Raw genomic sequence first — 18,369 nt, forward strand, 5'->3', positions numbered from 1 at the left:
GCGAATTTCGCCACCCCTCAAGGGGTACATGAACCACACCCCACCCGCACCGAACGCCCCCTTTTACCGCGGCATTTCAAGCCATTGCGGACGCACACTCCCCGCGTAACGTTCGCACAACGTCATTGCGTGGTCACTGTGAAGACCGGCCCGAGCGTGCCCGTCGACGGCTGCCCGCCTTGCGCGGACCTTGCGTCCCAGTCGCACCGCTCGGCCCGGTCGGCCACAGCCTCGGCCGCCGTTTCGCCGCCAAGTCCTCGACCCAGCCCACCGCGACCACCATCAGGCCGATCAGCGGCCAGATCAGCAGCGTCATCCACAGCATGTACGTCGTGTCGAGCGCCGAGCTCCACTGCTCGTTCTCCATGAACGGCAGGTCGTACGCCTGGTCGATGATCGGCACCGTCGCCATGATGAGGAAGTTGTGCCAGAGATAGATGGTCACCGCGCGGTTGTTGGAGAGCGTGACCAGCTTGTCCCACTTCGCCAGTCTGCCCGGCAACTCCTGCCAGGACGGCGAGTACTGGAGCAGGATGACCACGAAGCCGAACGACCACGTCGCCTGCGCCAGCGGGATGTCGTTCAGGTCCCAGCCGTCCGGGCCCAGGTGGCCCGACGCCCACCACAGCCCGAAGGCCATGATGAGGGCCGAGGCCGACACCGCCAAGTAGCGGGGGACCCTGGCGGGCAGGCCGTCGTGGTGCGCGAAGCCGAGGACCCAGCAGCTGCCGTACACCGCGAAGTCCGAGACCGCGTTGCCCGTCTCGCCGTGGATCGTGACGACGCCCGTGCCCACCACCGCGGTCAGCGCGAGCGGTGCGAGCAGCGTCGCCCACGGCATCTTGCGGAACGCCCGGAGCAGCAGCGGGGAGGCGATGACGAACCACAGGTACGCGCGGATGTACCAGAGCGGGCCCGCCGCCTGCGCGGGCCACGTGTCCTCCAGGAGGCCCGCCTTCTCGCCCAGGTTCCACGGGAACGGCGGGGCACCCACCGGGAACACGTAGTTGAGCAGGGACACCACGCCCCACGTGCCCCCTTGATCGGGGTCCTCCGAGACGTTCCAGCCGCCCGCGAGGAGCAGGGCGAGCGCCACCGCGCTGAACACCCACATGGGCGGCAGCAGACGACGGATGCGGCCCCTGATCACACCCCACGCGGGACGCTTCAGCGAGCGCGCCGTCAGCGAGCCCGCCAGCGCGAACATCACGCCCATGGAGGGGAACGCGATCGTCAGCCACGCCCAGCCGAAGAGGTGGTAGACGACGACGCGGACGAGCGCGAGGGAGCGGAGCAGATCCAGGTAGCGGTCCCGGCCGCCGGCCTTCTCGGCCCGGTCAACTGGTGTCTCCGCCAACACCGTCGGCGCGTGCTCCGGTACGTATCCAGAACTGTGACTCATGCGACGGGACTCCGATCATGGCTGCCCGTCCGCTGCCGCGGAATGGTCCCGGGCGCCTCCAGCACTCCCGTGCGCCGCAGCTTCTGCCAGCGCAGGCGGCCTCCGGTGAGGGCGGTTATCCAGGACTGCAGCAGCACCACGTACATCAGCTGCCGGTAGAGGATCTGCTGCAGGGGCAACGAGATCAGGTGGGTCATGCGCTCGCGGTCGAGGCGGAACGCGTACGCCGCGCAGACCGCCTGCACCGCCAGCACGCCGAGCCACGCCACGACGGTCTTCCGGGTGGGGCCGAAGACCAGGCCGTACAGGAGGAATACGTCGATGAGCGGTGCCAGGAGCGGGGCCAGCACCATGAAGAGGGAGACGAGCGGCAGGCCGATCCGGCCGAAGCGGCCCGAGGGTCCTGCCTCGACGACCGCGCGGCGGTGCTTCCAGATCGCCTGCATCGTGCCGTACGACCAACGGTAGCGCTGCGACCAGAGCTGCTGGACCGACTCCGGGGCCTCGGTCCAGGCGCGCGCTTTCTCCGCGTACACGACGCGCCAGCCGTCGCGGTGCAGCGCCATGGTGATGTCGGTGTCCTCGGCGAGCGTGTCGTCGCTCATGCCGCCGACCCGCTCCAGGGCGGAGCGCCGGAACGCGCCGACCGCGCCCGGGATGGTCGGCATGCAGCGCAGCATGTCGTACATGCGGCGGTCGAGGTTGAAGCCCATCACGTACTCGATGTGCTGCCATGCGCCGATCAGCGAGTCCCTGTTGCCGACCTTCGCGTTGCCCGCGACGGCGCCCACGCGCGGGTCGCCGAAGGGCTGCACGAGTTCGCGGACGGTGGACGCCTCGAAGACGGTGTCGCCGTCCATCATCACGATGATGTCGAAGCGCGCGTTGGCTATGCCCCGGTTGAGGGCGGCGGGCTTGCCCGCGTTCTGCTGCCGCACCACGCGTACGTTCGGCAGGCGCAGGCCCTCCACGATGCGGGCCGTGCCGTCCGACGAGCCGTCGTCGATGACGATGATCTCGATGGGGTGGTCGCTCGCCGTCAACGAACGGACCGTCGCCTCGATGCACTGCGCCTCGTTGTACGCCGGGACGAGGACGGAGACCGGTTCGGTGATCTGCGGGCCCCAGCGGAAGTCGCGTCGCCGCACCCCGCGCGCGTGCACCGCGGAGAGCAGCAGCATCAGGCCGAAGCGGGTGAAGACGAGGACGCCGATGACGGCGAGGGCGACGACGAGACCGTCGGTGACCTGCTCGGAGGCACCGACCAGAAAGACCCAGGCCTTGCCCTTCCACAGCTCGACGCCGGTGACCTCGGTGTGTGCGCTGGGTGCGTTCAGCGCCTCGGTGAGGTTGCCGAACTCATACCCCTGCTTCTGCAGGTCGGGCAGGAAGCGGTCGAGCGCGGCGACGGTCTGGGAGCGGTCGCCGCCGGAGTCGTGCATGAGGACGATGGCGCCCTTGCCGCCCTGGGGCGTCGCCCGGCGGATGATCTCGTCGACGCCGGGGCGCTTCCAGTCCTCGCTGTCGGTGTTGTTGACGACGGTGAGGTAGCCGCGGCTGCCTATCGCCTTCGTCACGGGGTACGACTTGTCGTCCATCGCGTCGGCGAACGACGAGTACGGCGGGCGGAAGAGCGAGGTCCGGATGCCCGCCGCCCCGGCGAGGGCGAGCTGGTTCTGCGTGAGCTCCCAGTCGATGCGGCGCTCGGACTGGTAGGAGAGGTCAGGGTGGTTGAACGTGTGCAGGCCGACCTCATGGCCCTCGTCGACCATGCGCCGCACCAGGTCCGGATGGCGCGAGGCCATGGTGCCGGTGACGAAGAAGACGCCGTGCGCGTCGTGTTCCTTCAGTACGTCGAGGACCTTGGGGGTCCACTCCGGGTCGGGGCCGTCGTCGAAGGTGAGCACGAGCCGGTGGTCGGGGACGCTCAGCGTGGTCTCGCGCCCGTGCCGGGTGTCGATGACCGGGCCGCCCTCAAGGATCTTCCGCGGCACGTGGTCGGTGGGGGCGGTGGGTCTGACGCGGTGGTCGGCGAGTATCTCGCTGTGCACGTACCCGCGCAGCATCAGCATCGCGAGCAGCGCGACGAGCAGCAGTGAGGGCAGCAGGTAACGCATGGGCAGGCGGCGGCGCCAGGCACTGGCGGGCGGCTTGGCCCGGCGCTTGCCGCGCGAGCGGCCCCGGGTGGTGCGGGCGTTCATGGCAGTGCGTCCTCCGAGGACGTGCAAGGGGATCGGGGAGGCGCAGAGGTGCGGGGAGCGCCTGCAGGCGAAGGGACGTGCGGGACATGCGGATGTGGGTGTGTGTGCGGCATCCGTCCCGACGGCTGGGCGATCGTCACGACGCGGTGAAGCGGCCGTCAGGACCGCACGGCCTCCGCGGAGGGCTCCCCCGCCGATGGCGTGTACCCGACGGGAACCTCCGCGCTGCCGCCGCCTCCCCCGCCACCACCATTGCCGCCCCCATCGCCACCGCTCCCGCCGTTCCCGGCGGGCTGCGACGGCTGCGTGGGCGGGTCGACGGGCGTATCGACGGGCGGGTCGACCGGGTCGGGCGGCGCGGGGTCGGCGTTGCCGGAGCCCGCGGTCGGGTCGACCGCGGTGCCGTCGCCGCCGGTCCGGTCCGTGCCGGGGTCGGGGTCGCCGCCCTTCGTCGTACCGGAGCCGGGGTTCGTGCCGGGGCGGTCGCCGGACGCGTCCGTGCGGGACGGGTCGGACCCGCCGTCGACACCGTCGCCGTCACCGGGGCCGCCCGGCTTGTCCGTGCCGTCGTCCGACGCGCCGGGCGACGGCGACGAGTCGGTCGAGGCGGACGGGTCGAGGGCTGCCGCCGGGCCGCCCGGCGTGTCCACCTTGCTCGCGGGCTTCTCCGCCTTGGGCTCCGGCATGGGCAGCCAGGGAGCACTGGAGCTGCCGGAGAACAACGTGCCGACTATGACCGCCGCGTAGACCGCGCAGACGACGCCGACGACCATCCCGAACCGGCGGAACCTGCGGCTCCGGCGCCCCGTCTCGTCGACGAAGACCGGCCCTTCGGCCGCGGCTCCGCGGCCGGGGTCGGCGGACAGGTCCGCCAGCTTCCGGCCCAGGCCGTCGATCTGAACGGTGACCTCGTTCGGATCATGGGTGTGTCCGGGTAGGGCATCTTCACGCCAAGTTTCCATGCGTACGCACAACCCCCACATCACTGACTCGGGTGCGCGTACGACCCCACGGATGCCCGCCGTCCGGACCGGCCCCCCACCCGATCCGAGCGCCCCCACTATCACACTGCACTCGGGCCATGAATGTAGCGCGGAGTGACGGGCCTGTTTTTCAGTCAGTTCAGGCTCATCATGATGAGTGAATCTGTGGCGGGAAGCCATCCATCGGCCGGTCTCTCCAGCCACCCTTCCTCGGCGGCGAGGGACGCCGCAGCCTCCCGCAAGGCGGAGATACCCGGGTGAACCAGACCTTTTCTCCACACCAGTGACACGGGGGACAGCGGCACGGGGTCGACGAGCGGTCGCAGCTCGGCCCCGGGCATAGCCGGAAAGTCCACTACGGCCAGGACCGGATTTCGATTCTTCGCCATGACTCGTTCGAATTCCTCGGGCCCGACGGCGAGAGGCGCGGGTGGCGCGATTTCAATGCCACATCCCTCGTCGCCCCGCCCCTCGAACAGCAGCCGCGCGAGGTCGGTCCACTCCGTCGTCCTCGGATTGCCCGCGCCCGCGTACACGGTCTCCCCCGCGAGCGCGTCGAGCGGCACCTCGTCGAGCTCCGCCAACGGGTGACCGGCGGGCAGCAGCACCGCCATCGGCTCGTACCGCACGGGCTGGTGGTCGAGCCCGGCCCGCAGCGCCGGGTCGAGCCCCGCGTACCGCCCGAAGGACGCGTCGAGCCGCCCGGCGACGATCTCGGCGGCGGAACCGGCGAGACCGCTCTCGAAGCGGGCCATCAGCTCGCACTCGGGGACCAGCGCGCGGGCCCGCTCCAGGATCCGGCCGAAGGCAAGGCCGGGGCTGTTCAGATCGACGAGGAGCGGACGTGCCGCGCCCGTGGCGGCGGCGACCAGGTCGTCCTGGGCCTCCAGGGCGCGCCGCGCGTACGGCAGCAGCCGCTCGCCGTCGGCGGTCAGCGTGACCTGCCGCGTGGTGCGCGAGAAGAGCTCGGCCCCCAACTCCCGTTCCAGGCGCCGCACATCGCGGCTCAGGGCCTGTTGCGCGACGTACAGCCTCGCGGCCGCCCGGGTGAAGTGCAGCTCCTCCGCCACGGCGACGAAGCCGCGCAGCAGCCTGGGGTCCACGTCACGGCGTGCATCACGGCGTTGTGGGGCGACGACTCGCGGTTCCGGGGTCATCGCAGGAACCTATACAGCCGTCACGAGCACTGACAACGAGAGTGCGTGAATGGGCGCTCGGAAGGTGTTGGACCCCGCCCGGCGCCCCCGGTGAGGGTGGGCGCATGCCCCACAACCCGTACTCCCGCCTCTTCGCGATACCCGGCGCCACCGCCTTCACCCTCGGCAACCTCGTCGCACGGCTCCCCATGGGCATGTTCAGCGTGAGCGCCGTCATCATGATCTCCGGCGCCCGCGGTTCGTACGCCCTGGCCGGCGCCGTCACCGCGACCGGCCTCGCCGCGACCGCCGTCGTGGCGCCCTGGACGGCGCGGCTCGTCGACCGCCACGGCCAGGCACGCGTCGCGGTCCCCGCCACCCTGATCGCCGCGCTCGGCTCGCTCTCCCTGGTGCTGTGCGTGCGCTACGGAGCGCCCGACTGGACGCTGTTCGCGTCGTACGCCGCCACCGCCACGACGCCCAACACCGGCGGCATGTCACGGGCCCGCTGGGCACACCTCCTCAAGGGGGACGCGCAGGCCGTGCACACCGCGAACTCCTTCGAGCAGGCCGCCGACGAGCTCTGCTTCATGCTCGGTCCCGTCCTCGCCGCGTTCCTGTGCGGCGCGCTCTTTCCGCAGGCGGGCACCGTGATCGGGGTGATCCTGCTGGTGACCGGCGTCCTCGTCTTCGCCGCGCAGCGGGCGACGGAGCCCCCGCCACAGGGCCGTCGGGACCGTACGGACACGTCCGCCGCGGCGAAATCGCTGCTCCGCGCGCGCGGGATACCCGCCCTGCTGATCGGCTTCCTCGCCACGGGTGCCGTCTTCGGGTCGCTCGAAGTCGTCACGATCGCCTACGCCGACGGGCAGGGGCACAAGTCGGCCGCGGGTCCGGTCCTCGCCCTCCAGGCCGCGGGTTCCTGTGCGGCCGGGCTCGTCTACGGAGCCGTGGAACCGCGCGGGTCACTCGGCCGCCGTCACGTCCTGTGCGCCGCCGCGATGGCGGGCCTCATGCCGCTGCCGCTGCTCGCGGCGGTGTCGACCGGGTCGCTGATCGTCCTCGCCGGGGCGCTGCTGTGCGCGGGGATGGCTACGGCCCCCGCGATGGTCACCGCCATGACGCTGGTGCAACACCGCACCCCCGAGGGCCGGTTGAACGAGGGCATGACCCTCGCCGTGACCGGCATCCTCGGGGGCATCGCCTGCGGCGCGGCGGGCGGCGGCTGGGCGGTGGAGCACCTGGGCACCGCCGCGAGCTACGGCGTGCCGGTCGCCGCCGCCTGCTGCGCCCTGCTGCTCAGCAGCGCGCAGGCTTGCGCCACGAGCACTCGAGCTCGGCCCCGTCGCCGCCGTCCCGCTCCACCGCACGTGTCGAACGCGGCGTGACCGGGACGGCCTTGTCCGCGGTCGAGGAGGCGAGGGTCACCACGATCGCGTCCTCGAGCGCCTTCACGGAGGAGGCCAGGTAGTTGTTCAGGATGATGCTGAAGACCAGTTCGCGTCCGTCCTTGTCCTTCACGTAGCCGGACAGCGCGGACGCGCCCGTCAACGACCCGGTCTTCGCGTGGACGTTGAGGGCGGCGGGGGTCCCGCACATCCGGGTGCGCAGCGTGCCGCCGTCGAACTTGTCCGGGTCGCAGGCCACCGGCAGGGACTTGTACCAGTCGGCGAACCACGGCTCGCCCTTCGCCGAACGCAGCAGCTTGATGTACTGCTCGGCCGCGACGTTGTCCTTGCGCGAGAGCCCGGAGCCGTCGACCTGGCGGATCTTGCCCGGGTCGACGCCCGCGGTCTTCAGGTAGCCGCCGATGGCGGCGATGCCGTCGTCCCAACTCCCGGCCCTGCCGGTCGCCTTGTGGCCCATGGCCTTGGTGAGGCTCTCGGCGTGCATGTTGTTGGACAGCTTCATGAACGGGATCATGAGGTCCTTGAGCGGCATCGAGTCGTGCGTGGCGAGCCTGCGGGCGTCCCTCGGGGTGGCGATCCCGGCCCGGGTCGGGCCGCTCACCTTCACGCCGTGGGCGGCGAGGGCGTCGCGGAAGACGGCGGCCGCGTACTTGGTGGGTTCCCAGACGGTGACCCACTCCTTGGTGGTGTCCCCGCCGACCGGGACGGTGCCGCTGACGGTGATGACGTTCTTGCCGTGCTGCCGTTCCACGGCGATGGTGTCGGCGCCGCCCTGCGCGACGGTGGTCGCCCGCAGATCGATGTCCACGTAGTCGGTCTTCGGCGTCACGCGCACGCGTGGCTCGGCCCCGGCCCGCGCGCCGGGCGAGACCTCGACGATGACGGTCCCGGTGTCGTAGTCGGTGTCGGGTGCGACGCTGAGCGCGCTGATCTGCGCGGCGTAGTACGAGGACTCGTCGTCGCCGCCCCAGGTGTCGCCGATGCGCTTGCTGTCGAAGCGCGTGTCGTCGGCGACGAGCCGCCCGGCGACCCGTTTGATCCCCGAGTCGGCGATCTTCGCGGCCAGTTGGTCGTAGTCCTTGGCGAGGGTCGTGGGGTCGCCGGTGCCCCGAAGGTAGAGGTCGCCGCGCAGCTCGGAGCCGCGCCGCTGCGCGGTGGTGCGTACGTCGGTGGTGAACCGGTGGCCGGGGCCGAGGAGTTCCATGGCGGCGGCGGAGGTGAGCAGCTTGGTGTTGGAGGCGGGCATCAGGCGGCCGCTGGGGAGGTGCTGGTACAGGATGTCGCCGGACGCGGAGTCGGCGACCACGACACTGGCCACGCCGCCCTCCATGCGCGGGTCGCCGAGGATGGTGTCGATGGCTTCGGGCAGCCCCGACCGGTCGGAGTCCGCGCCGGCCGGAGTTCCGGCGGAGAGCCCGGCCGCCGCGACGGCGAGCACGGCGGGCCAGATCCAGTGGCGCATGCGGGTGTTGACGCGTCTCACGGGTCTACTCATGACCCTGGAGCATCCCGGACTCGGCCGCCCCGCAACAGACCCCACTCCGGCCGCGTGTCGCGGGACGTACGAAAGGTCCGGTCGTGCGGCTCAGTGGTCCTGCAGGCGGCGTCGTTGGGGCGGCAACGCGGCCAGGAGGGTCAGGGCGGGGGCTGGTCCTGTCGGGCCGTTGTTCGCGCGGCGGCAGACCAGGGCGTCGGGGTCGTCGGCGGGCGCCTGGAGGCTGTACCCGTCCGGGCAGGCGGACCCCGGCTCGCCCTTCTCGCCCCGATCGCCCTTCTCACCCCGCTCGCCACGGGGGCCCGCCGGCCCGGCGGCGCCGTCCGTACCGGGCGGCCCGGCCGGTCCCATCGGTCCCGTCTGCCCCTGGTCACCGGTGCGGCCGTCCTGCCCCGCCGCGCCCGGCTCACCGGGTTTTCCCGGCTCTCCGGAGGCACCGGGTGCACCCGGTTCGCCCGGTTCCCCCTGGGGGCCCCGGTCGCCGCGCTCCCCCGCGTCGCCCTGTTCTCCGGCCTCGCCCTGCTGTCCGCCGTTGCCCTGCGCGCCCTTCTCGCCGGGCTTCCCGTCCTCGCCGGGGGTGCCGGCGGGGACCTTGACCCGGCCCAGCAGGTCGTCGATGGCGTCGGAGGGGTCCGGTGCGGCGGGGGTGTCGCCGTGCGCACGGACCTGGGCGCGCAGGGTGCGTACATCGCGGGCGAGGGTGGAGACGGCCTCTCCGCGCCGGTCGGCCTCCGTCGCGAATTGATCGGCGCGGCGGTCCCCGGCGTCGATCCGCGCCCAGAGGATGGCCGCGACGCCGGAGAGGGCGAGCAGCACGCAGACGAGGAAGACGGTGCGCCAGCGGTGGGCCAGGAGTCGCTCGAGCTGGGTCACGGCGTGCCTCCGAGCCGTTGGTTGTCCATGAGCAGCCGTGCGATCTCGCTCTGGTCGTGCGCGTGCAGTGCGTTCAACTCGGCTAACTTCGCGTCGCGCTCCGCGACCTGGCGTTCCAGCCGGTCCCGCTCGATCTGGAGTTTCTCCGTCAGGTTCGAGAACCCCATGACCGCGTTCTCACCGCGTTTGCCGAGATACGCCACCACTGCCGCGCCCAGAACCCCCAGGGTGGCGAGTACGGAGCCGAAGAGAGTGACGGTGGCATCCAAGCGCCTGCCTCCTGCTCCTGCCTGTTCGGCCGGGCGCGAGCCGCCCGGCCGCCGCGAACCTGGACTAGTTGCACTAACGAGTCACATGACCGGAGGATGTGCTTTCGGCGTCCGGGCATGGAAAAAGCCCCCTGGCCTGGGGCCAGAGGGCTTTCGCCGCACATGGGAATTGTGGAGATGGCGGGAATCGAACCCGCGTCCAACGGTGCAAAAGGAGGGCTTCTCCGAGCGCAGTTCGCTTCGATTTTCTCGGCCCCGGAGATCTCGCGAACAAGTCTCCGACGGGCCCAGTCACTGTTTGATTTCCCATCGAACCCCGTGACCGGGCTCGATGGTTTAGTTCCCTAGATTATGCCAGGATCCGGGTCGGGAACACTCCCGGGCTGACACCCATTTAGGGTCCTTCAGTCACTGCTTATTAGGCAGCGAGAGCGAAGGACTGGGAATCGCGCTTAGAATTGGCGATTATTGGTTGCGACATATGGTTTACGAGATCATTGCCGCTTCCTCGGCTCGCTTCCCCTGCTTCGACATCCGCTGTCGAAACCGATCATCCCCATGTTGATTTTTCAATACATCCCGCACCTTCGGTGAGGTGCGGTACCCATCGTACGTGACCAACGCCCGACGATGCCAGCCAATTCCCGCGGGGTCCGTGAGGTCCGTGGCCCGTCGGGGTCCGTGGCCCGTCGGGGTCCGCGGGCTAGGCGCCGCGCTGGCGCCGCTTGGCCGCCTCGATCGCGCGGTTCGTCTCGCGCAGGTCCTGCTTCTCCTTGAGCGCCTGCCGCTTGTCGTACTCCTTCTTGCCCTTGGCCAGCGCGATCTCGACCTTGACCCGGCTGTCCTTGAAGTACAGGGCCAGGGGCACGATGGTGTGACCCGTCTCCTGGGACTTCGACTCCAGCTTGTCGATCTCCGCGCGGTGCAGCAGGAGCTTGCGCTTCCGCGTGGCGGAGTGGTTGGTCCACGTGCCCTGCACGTACTCCGGGACGTGGATGTTGTGCAGCCACGCCTCGCCGCGGTCGATGTGCACGAACCCGTCCACCAGGGAGGCACGGCCGAGACGCAGTGACTTGACCTCGGTGCCCATGAGGACGAGGCCGCACTCGTACGTGTCCAGGATGTGGTAGTCGTGCCGCGCCTTCTTGTTCTGCGCGACCATCTTCCGGGCGGGTGCCTTCTCAGCGGCCTTCGCGGCCTTGCGCTTTACCTTTTCCTTCGCCATAGTGCGGCCATTTTCGCACTACGAGGGGGGTCCGAGGCCAGTCAATACCGTCTCGGCCCGCTTCTCGGCCCCGTCCTCGGCCTCCAGGTCCGGGGTGATGCCCCGCCCGTCGACGGCCCGCCCCGAAGGGGTGCGGTAGTGGCCGACGGTCAGCTCGGCGACGGAGCCGTCGGGCAGCCGGCTCGGCATCTGGACCGACCCCTTGCCGAAGGTCCTCGTGCCCACCACCACGGCGCGGCCGCGGTCCTGGAGGGCGCCGGTGAGCAGCTCGGCCGCGCTCATCGTGCCGCCGTCGACGAGGGCGACCACGGGCCGGTCCGTGTCGCCGCCGCGCTCGGCGTGCAGGGCCTTCTCCTCGCCGCGCACGTCGTACGTCGCGACGAGGCCGCCGTCGACCAGGGCGGAGGTGGCGGTGACCGCCTCCGAGACCAGGCCTCCGGAGTTGCCGCGCAGGTCGAGCAGGATCCCGGCGCCCTCCGGGGCGTCGCGCACCGCGCTCCGCACGGCCTCTCCGGAGCCCTTGGTGAACGCGTCGACCTTGATCGTGACGGCGTCGTCGGACGCCTCGGTGACCGTGACGGAGTCCGTGGTGAGCCTCGCCCTGTGCAGTTTCGCGCTCCACGCGCGCGTGCCCCGCTCCAGGCCGAGGACCACCGGTGTGCCCGCGCGTTCACCGCGCAGCATGGAGAGGACGTCGGTCACGGGGCGGCCCTTGACGCGCTCGCCGTCGACGGAGCGCAGCCGGTCGCCCTCGCGGATGCCGGCCCGCGCCGCGGGGCCGTCCTTCTGGACCTTGGAGATCTCGATGTGTCCGTCGGCCGCGCGCCGCGCCCAGAGCCCCACGCCGGTGTACGCGCCGTCGAGCGCCTTCTCGAACTCCTGGAACTCCCCCGGCGAGTACACCGACCCCCAGCGGTCCCCGCTGCGGCTGACGGCCTCCTCGGCGGCGTCCTTGCCGGACTTGCCGTCGGCCATCGCCTCCGCGGCGGCGTCGGCGGCCTTGTCGGCGGTGTCGCCGGTGTGGGCCTCGCCCTGCGGCGCCGCGAGGGCGTCGGAACGCAGGGCGGGGGGCGGCTCATTCCGGCCGTCGTCCGCCGCGTCGCTCCAGGAGCCGGTGGCCGCGCCGGTGACGAGGACGCTCGCGAAGACCAATGTCAGGGTCGCCCCGCGGCGGATGCGGCGGGGCCCGGAGAACCGTTCGGCGAACCGGTCGAGGCCTGACATGACGGTGAGTCTAGGACAACGAAGGGCGCCGCACGGTGGGTTGAACCGCACGACGCCCTGCCACGCTGAGGGCTCTTGTCACACCTTCAGGTACTTGCGCAACGCGAAGAACGCGGCAAGCGCGGGCATCAGAAGGCCGATCGCGAGCACCAGCGGCAGCTTGGCCAGGACCGCGTCCCAGCCGAGGAAGTTGATCAGGTTGATCTTCTCGGAGAGTTCGAGACCGTGGTCGATCATGAAGTACCTGCCGACGAGCAGCATGCCGCAGGCGAGCCCGCCGCCGATGAGACCGGCGACCGCGGCCTCCATGATGAACGGCATCTGGATGTAGAAGCTCGACGCGCCGACGAGCCGCATGATGCCGGTCTCGCGTCTGCGGCTGAACGCCGAGACACGCACGGTGTTGACGATCAGCATCAGCGCGACGACGAGCATGAGCGCCATCACCGCCACGGCCGCCCAGTTCATGCCGTTCAACAGCCCGAAGAGGTTGTCCAGATAGCCCTTCTGGTCCTGCACGGCCTGCACGCCGTCACGCCCGGAGAAGGCGGTCGCGACCACCTGGTACTTCTCCGGGTCCTTCAGCTTGATGCGGAACGACTCCTGCATCTGGTCCGGCGTCAGCGAGCTGGACAGCGGGGAGTCCCCGAACTGCTCCTTGTAGTGCTTGTACGCCTCGTCCGCCGACTCGTGGACGACCTTGTCCACGACGGGCATCTTCTTCAGATCGCCGAGGATCTGGTCCTTCTGCTCATTCGTGACGGCGCCCTTGGCGCACTTGGGGTCCTGCTCGGCGTCGGCCTTGTTGCACAGGAAGATCGAGACGTTGACCTTGTCGTACCAGTAGCCCTTCATCGTGCTCACCTGGTCACGCATGAGCAGCGAGCCGCCGAACAGGGCGAGCGAGAGCGCTACGGAGACGATGACCGCGAAGGTCATCGTGAGATTTCGGCGGAGACCGACGCCGATCTCCGACAGGACGAACTGGGCGCGCATGGCGGCCTTTCAGTGGATCAGATTGATCAGGTGGATCAGACGGAACGGGCGAGCTGACCTGCCGACTCGGGCGAACCGAGCCGTCAGTGCTGGTAGCCGTACACGCCGCGAGACTGGTCGCGGACGAGGCGGCCCTTCTCCAGCTCGATGACCCGCTTGCGCATCTGGTCCACGATCTGCTGGTCGTGGGTGGCCATCACGACGGTGGTGCCGGTGCGGTTGATCCGGTCGAGCAGCTTCATGATGCCGACGGACGTCTGGGGGTCGAGGTTGCCCGTCGGCTCGTCGGCGATGAGGAGCTTGGGCCGGTTGACGAACGCGCGCGCGATGGCGACGCGTTGCTGCTCACCGCCGGAGAGCTCGCCCGGCATCCGGTCCTCCTTGCCGCCGAGGCCCACGAGATCGAGGACCTGGGGCACGGACTTGCGGATCTCGCCGCGGGACTTGCCGATGACTTCCTGCGCGAAGGCGACGTTCTCGCCGACGGTCTTGTTGGGCAGGAGCCGGAAGTCCTGGAAGACGGTGCCCAGCTGGCGGCGCATGTGCGGCACCTTCCAGTTGGACAGGCGCGCGAGGTCCTTGCCCAGGACGTGCACCTGGCCGTGGCTGGTGCGCTCCTCACGCAGGACGAGACGCAGGAAAGTGGACTTTCCGGAGCCGGAGGATCCCACCAGGAAGACGAACTCGCCCTTCTCGATCTCCAGGGAGACATCCCTGAGCGCGGGGCGGGACTGCTTCGGGTAGGCCTTGGAGACGTTGTCGAATCGGATCACGGATGCACCACGGGTTGCCGGGGGTAGGTGAGCGTGACCATACGCGAACCCGGTACGCGAGCGCAGTCGGCGTCCTGAGTTGCGCGAATTGTCACGCCTGGCGGTGTCGGAAACCGTCACGAAGGGGCGGGCCGCGCCGAAATCCGTGGAAGCTGGCACAGTGGTAGGGGGAACGATTGGGTTACCCCTAGCGTTGGGCAGGCTGAGACTGTGCGGGAGGAGAAGCGCATGACCCTGGATCGGTTGGTATGCGCGAACTGCGCAGCGCCCGTGAGTGAAGGCCGCTGCCCCGTGTGCCGGGCCAATCGCGAGCGCATGCAGCAGGAGGGCCCCTTCGCGGGGCTCAACCCCGCGGCTCTGATAGCGCTGCTCGTGGTGCTGATCGCGGCGGTCGCGCTGTTGGCGCACCAGTCCGCGTAGAACGGCTGGAATCGGTAGGACCTGGCACACAGAGAGTCACAGCGTCGTTGTGGACGCCACACGGAAGGGCCCGGAGCTTCGAGAAGCTCCGGGCCCTTCTTCATACGTACGTGGCGTACGTGCCGTGCGTGGCGTACGTGGCGTACGTCACCGCCGCACTGACCGCGAGGGTCAGGCAGCGGCGCCGCGGTTGCCGACGAGGCGCGGCAGGATGCGGAAGCCGATGCCGCCGGCGATCATCGTCGCGGCGCCGATCAGCAGGAACGTCGTCTCGGTGGCGCCGGTCTCGGCGAGCTCACCCTTGTCGGCCGCGGGCTGGGCGTGGTTGCCGCCCTGCTCGACCGGCTTGGAGCCCGTGTCGGTCAGGCTGTCCTTGCCCTTGCCCTGCTCGACGGGGTTGGAGCCGCCGTCGGGGTTGTTGTCGTTGCCGCCCCCACCGCCGCTGCCGCCGCCGGTGCCGTTGTCGTGACCCGGGTCGGTCGGGTCCGAGGTGGGCGGGTCGGAGGGGTCGGTCGGGTCCTCGGTGGGCTCCGGGTCCTCGGTCGGCTCCGTGGGCTCCTCGGTGGGCTCGGTGGGCTCCTCGGTGGGCTCACCCGGGTCCTCCGGGTCCTCGGGGCCGGGGATCTCCGGGTCGCCCGGAGGGGTCTCGTCGCCCGGACCGGGGACGTTCACGTCCACGCCGACGCCGCTCTCGTCCGCGTGAGCGCCCGCGCTCACACCGCCGAGGTCGACGCCCACGTCGAGGGCCGATGCGGCACCCGCGGCGGTCAGCGAGGCGCCCGCGGCGATCACGGCGCCCGCGGCTATCCGCGCGACACGGATCCGCGTCTTCTTTGTCATCTGGCTGCTACCCCCAGTAGCTGAATCGTCAGTGAGGCAGCGTCCGGGGCTGCGTTCGCCGGGGGCGACTCGGTCGATTCGACCGGCCCCCACAGATCCCACGCGCCCCAGAAATACGCATGCCGCGCGCTAGCCTTTCCACTTTTCACAGCAGCGTCAAGGTCGTTGCGCGCGCGATGTCCGAAATTGGGGGAGTTGACCGGCATACGGAGATGGGACTGTGACGCAAGAGGCAACTGCCGCCCAATGGGCAGCAGTTGCCTTGTCGATAAAGCCGCTCAGGGCGGTATTTACTTCTCCTGCTGCTTGCGCCAGCGAATTCCGGCTTCCAGGAAACCGTCGATCTCGCCGTTGAAAACGGACTCGGGGTTGCCGACCTCGAACTCCGTCCGCAGGTCCTTCACCATCTGGTAGGGGTGCAGGACGTACGAACGCATCTGGTTGCCCCAGGAGTTGCCGCCGTCGCCCTTCAGGGCGTTCATCTTCGCCTGCTCCTCCTGGCGGCGACGCTCGAGGAGCTTCGCCTGGAGGACGTTCATCGCGGTCGCCTTGTTCTGGATCTGCGAGCGCTCGTTCTGACAGGAGACGACGATGCCGGTCGGCAGGTGGGTCAGGCGGACCGCGGAGTCCGTCGTGTTGACGCCCTGGCCGCCGGGGCCCGACGAGCGGTACACGTCGATGCGCAGCTCGCTCTCGTCGATCTCGATGTGGTCGGTCTGCTCGACCACGGGGAGGATCTCGACGCCGGCGAAGGAGGTCTGGCGGCGGCCCTGGTTGTCGAAGGGCGAGATGCGCACGAGGCGGTGGGTGCCCTGCTCCACGGAGAGCGTTCCGTAGGCGTACGGGACGTTCACGGCGAAGGTGGTCGACTTGATGCCGGCCTCTTCCGCGTACGACGTCTCGTAGAGCTCCGTCTTGTAGCCGTGGCGCTCGGCCCAGCGCAGGTACATGCGCTGCAGCTTCTCCGCGAAGTCGGAGGCGTCGACGCCGCCGGCCTCGGCGCGGATGGTGACGACGGCCTCGCGCGCGTCGTACTCCCCGGAGAGGAGGGTCCTGACCTCCATCTCGTCCAGCGCCTTCTTGACGGACTCGAGCTCGGACTCCGCCTCGGCGCGGGTGTCCGGGTCGTCCTCCTCCTCGGCCATCTCGAACAGCACGCCGAGGTCGTCGATGCGCCCACGGAGCGCCTCGGCCTTCCTGACCTCCGCCTGGAGGTGGCTCAGCTTGCTGGTGATCTTCTGCGCCGCCTCGGGGTCGTCCCAGAGGGACGGGGCGGCCGCCTGCTCCTCGAGCACGGCGACATCGGCCCTCATCTTGTCGAGGTCCAGGACGGCCTCGATCGACTCCATGGTCGAGGAGAGGGACTTGAGCTCTTCGGATACATCGACGACTGCCACGACTCCAGCGTAACGGTTCCGGCAAGGGTGACTCGGCGCCCCCTCCGGGGCGGCCCCCTCACCCCCGAGCCCCACGGCGGCCCGCCCACGCGGTTCCCCGCGCCCTGCCCGGTCGTCTGCGGGCCGTCCCGGGTTGCCCGCGCAGTTCCCCGCGCCCCTGAGCCACGCTCCAGCCACCCGGCACGTCCCGGCGCCGCGCACCGCGCCCTGCCCGGTCAGCTGCGGGCCGTCCCGGGTTGCTCGCGCAGTTCCCCGCGCCCCTGAGCCGGCCTTCGGCCGGGCGGGGCGTTCTGGTGCCGAGTGGCCAGGACCACCTAGGGGCGCGGGGAACTGCGCGAACAGCCACCGGCTGCCCGCAGGCGGGGTCAAGGGGTCTGGGGGGCTGAGTTGCCCGGCTCCGAGGGTGGGGTGTCGTCGTCGCTCGTGGCGACCCACGTGCCTACGCCCGCCGCGGCCACCAGGACCGCCCCCGCCACGCCGAGCGTGATCCTGCGGCGCCGCGCGGACGTGCGGTGCTTGGCGGAGCCGGGGCGGGCCGTGCCCGCGGCGCGGGGTGCGCGGGCCGTGCCGCGGGCGCCGCCGGCCAGCTCGTCGGGCCCGGGGACACGCATGGACGTGTGCGTGTCGCGGTTGGAGTCCGCGGAGGCGGAGCCGGGGACGAGGGGGACGGCGCCGCGCCGGGGCGCGGTCTCGCGGGGCTCGGGCGGCGCCGAGTCCTCGTACGCCTCCTCGGCCGGCGAAGGCTCCGTGTCGGGCTCGTCGACGTCCAGCGGCGGCATCCCCGCGACCAGCGGCAGCAGCTCCCGCAGCCGCGAGGCCAGCTCGGAGGCGCGCAGCCGGGACGCGGGGGCCTTGGCCAGGCACTGGACGAGGAGCTGCCAGAGCTCCTCGGGGATGCCGGGGAGGGGGACGACGGTTTCCGTGACGTGGCGGCGCAGGACCGCCCCCGGGTGGCCGCCGCCGAAGGGGGTGAAGCCCGCGAGGAGTTCGTACAGGACCGTGGCGAGCGCGTAGATGTCGACGGCCGCGCGCGGCGGGAGGCCCTCGATGATCTCGGGGGCGAGGTAGTCGGGCGTACCGATGATCTTCGTCGCGCGGGTGCGGCGCGGGGAGTCGATCAGCTTGGCGACGCCGAAGTCGGTGAGGAGGGCGGGGTGGGAGCCGCCGGGTCCGAGGGGGCCCTGCATGTCCAGGAGGACGTTCTCGGGCTTGACGTCGCGGTGCACGATGCCCGCGGCGTGCGCCGCGGCGAGCCCGTCGGCGACGTCCGCGACGATGGCGACGGCGGCCTCCGGCGCCATGCGCCGCTCGCGGTCGAGCCGCGTGCGCAGGTCCGTGCCGCGGACGAGGTCCATGACGAGGGCGAGGTCGTTGCCGTCGACCACCAGGTCGTGGACGCCCACCACGCGCGCGTGGTCGAGGCTGAGCAGCGCCGTGCGCTCCTGGACGAAGCGGCCGACGAGTTCCTGGTCGGAGGCCAGGTCCTCGCGCAGCAGCTTGATGGCGACGGGGCCTTCTGGCCCCTCGCCGAGCCACACCGTGCCGGCGCTGCCACGGCCCAGGATCTGGTGGGCGGTGTACCGGCTGCCGATCTTGCGCGTCAAGACTGCTCCTACGGATGCGTGTTGGCGACAAAACTACGCGGCCTTGCCGCCAACCTTCACTCCGGGAGCAGAAATCACTCTGCAGATGTCGACAAATCCCCAACGTCGCACGGGGATCGCGG

Annotated in this window: 16 protein-coding genes and 1 other RNA gene; 2 read left to right on the plus strand and 15 right to left on the minus strand. The window is 70.7% G+C overall.

Annotated features, from left to right (window positions below; genetic code table 11):
- Positions 1–133 precede the first annotated feature (133 nt).
- The 4 genes from DEJ49_RS13530 to DEJ49_RS13545 all read right to left on the minus strand — a co-directional run bounded on the left by DEJ49_RS13530 (position 134) and on the right by DEJ49_RS13545 (position 5,743).
- Entirely contained in the window at positions 134–1,402 is a 1,269-nt protein-coding gene (locus tag DEJ49_RS13530) for an acyltransferase family protein (protein WP_150184360.1), read from the minus strand.
- Positions 1,399–3,603 carry a glycosyltransferase gene (locus DEJ49_RS13535; RefSeq protein WP_150184361.1) on the minus strand — a complete coding sequence of 735 codons (2,205 nt, stop codon included), beginning with the start codon at positions 3,601–3,603 and terminating at the stop codon, positions 1,399–1,401. Before DEJ49_RS13535 ends, DEJ49_RS13530 begins: the two co-directional genes overlap by 4 nt.
- Before the next feature lie 158 nt (positions 3,604–3,761).
- The gene (locus DEJ49_RS13540) at positions 3,762–4,565 is read right to left on the minus strand and encodes a hypothetical protein (protein WP_150184362.1); all 804 of its coding nucleotides are present in this window, start codon (positions 4,563–4,565) and stop codon (positions 3,762–3,764) included.
- Between the two features lie 155 nt (positions 4,566–4,720).
- Positions 4,721–5,743, minus strand: coding sequence for a LysR family transcriptional regulator (locus DEJ49_RS13545; protein ID WP_150184363.1), 1,023 nt, complete (start codon positions 5,741–5,743; stop codon positions 4,721–4,723).
- Between the two features lie 104 nt (positions 5,744–5,847).
- Between DEJ49_RS13545 and DEJ49_RS13550 the strand changes: the two genes are divergently transcribed.
- On the plus strand, positions 5,848–7,110 hold the full coding sequence (locus tag DEJ49_RS13550; RefSeq protein ID WP_150184364.1) for an MFS transporter: 1,263 nt from the start codon (positions 5,848–5,850) through the stop codon (positions 7,108–7,110).
- On the opposite strand, the gene dacB is transcribed toward DEJ49_RS13550, so the two are convergent.
- From dacB to ftsE, 8 genes are all read right to left on the minus strand, one after another.
- Positions 7,022–8,626 (minus strand): D-alanyl-D-alanine carboxypeptidase/D-alanyl-D-alanine-endopeptidase, encoded by a 1,605-nt coding sequence (gene dacB, locus DEJ49_RS13555; RefSeq protein WP_190329345.1) that lies wholly within the window; start codon positions 8,624–8,626, stop codon positions 7,022–7,024. The genes DEJ49_RS13550 and dacB overlap by 89 nt on opposite strands.
- Positions 8,627–8,716: 90 nt before the next feature.
- A complete protein-coding gene (locus tag DEJ49_RS13560; RefSeq protein WP_150184365.1) occupies positions 8,717–9,499 on the minus strand; it encodes a collagen-like protein in 783 nt (260 codons plus the stop codon).
- Positions 9,496–9,768, minus strand: coding sequence for a hypothetical protein (locus DEJ49_RS13565; protein ID WP_150184366.1), 273 nt, complete (start codon positions 9,766–9,768; stop codon positions 9,496–9,498). Before DEJ49_RS13565 ends, DEJ49_RS13560 begins: the two co-directional genes overlap by 4 nt.
- Positions 9,769–9,937: 169 nt before the next feature.
- Positions 9,938–10,326: a transfer-messenger RNA gene (gene ssrA / locus DEJ49_RS13570) on the minus strand.
- A gap of 145 nt (positions 10,327–10,471) precedes the next feature.
- Positions 10,472–10,993: an SsrA-binding protein SmpB gene (gene smpB, locus DEJ49_RS13575; RefSeq protein ID WP_150168503.1), complete on the minus strand. Its 522-nt coding sequence runs from the start codon at positions 10,991–10,993 to the stop codon at positions 10,472–10,474.
- Between the two features lie 18 nt (positions 10,994–11,011).
- Positions 11,012–12,217, minus strand: coding sequence for a S41 family peptidase (locus tag DEJ49_RS13580; protein ID WP_150184367.1), 1,206 nt, complete (start codon positions 12,215–12,217; stop codon positions 11,012–11,014).
- Positions 12,218–12,295: 78 nt separating this feature from the next.
- On the minus strand, positions 12,296–13,213 hold the full coding sequence (gene ftsX, locus DEJ49_RS13585; protein WP_150168507.1) for a permease-like cell division protein FtsX: 918 nt from the start codon (positions 13,211–13,213) through the stop codon (positions 12,296–12,298).
- An 83-nt stretch (positions 13,214–13,296) separates the two neighbouring features.
- On the minus strand, positions 13,297–13,986 hold the full coding sequence (gene ftsE / locus DEJ49_RS13590; protein WP_150168509.1) for a cell division ATP-binding protein FtsE: 690 nt from the start codon (positions 13,984–13,986) through the stop codon (positions 13,297–13,299).
- A 228-nt stretch (positions 13,987–14,214) separates the two neighbouring features.
- Here ftsE and DEJ49_RS13595 point away from each other — a divergent pair, with 228 nt between their 5' ends.
- The gene (locus tag DEJ49_RS13595) at positions 14,215–14,406 is read left to right on the plus strand and encodes a hypothetical protein (RefSeq protein WP_150168511.1); all 192 of its coding nucleotides are present in this window, start codon (positions 14,215–14,217) and stop codon (positions 14,404–14,406) included.
- A gap of 171 nt (positions 14,407–14,577) precedes the next feature.
- Here DEJ49_RS13595 and DEJ49_RS13600 read toward each other — a convergent pair whose 3' ends face one another.
- The 3 genes from DEJ49_RS13600 to DEJ49_RS13610 form a co-directional block, all read right to left on the minus strand.
- Positions 14,578–15,246, minus strand: coding sequence for an LPXTG cell wall anchor domain-containing protein (locus DEJ49_RS13600; protein ID WP_150184368.1), 669 nt, complete (start codon positions 15,244–15,246; stop codon positions 14,578–14,580).
- A 290-nt stretch (positions 15,247–15,536) separates the two neighbouring features.
- The gene (gene prfB, locus DEJ49_RS13605; RefSeq protein WP_150184369.1) at positions 15,537–16,643 is read right to left on the minus strand and encodes a peptide chain release factor 2; all 1,107 of its coding nucleotides are present in this window, start codon (positions 16,641–16,643) and stop codon (positions 15,537–15,539) included.
- Positions 16,644–17,008: 365 nt separating this feature from the next.
- On the minus strand, positions 17,009–18,247 hold the full coding sequence (locus DEJ49_RS13610; RefSeq protein WP_150184370.1) for a serine/threonine-protein kinase: 1,239 nt from the start codon (positions 18,245–18,247) through the stop codon (positions 17,009–17,011).
- Positions 18,248–18,369 lie beyond the last annotated feature (122 nt).

Source organism: Streptomyces venezuelae, assembly GCF_008642335.1.
Taxonomy (GTDB): domain Bacteria; phylum Actinomycetota; class Actinomycetes; order Streptomycetales; family Streptomycetaceae; genus Streptomyces; species Streptomyces venezuelae_F.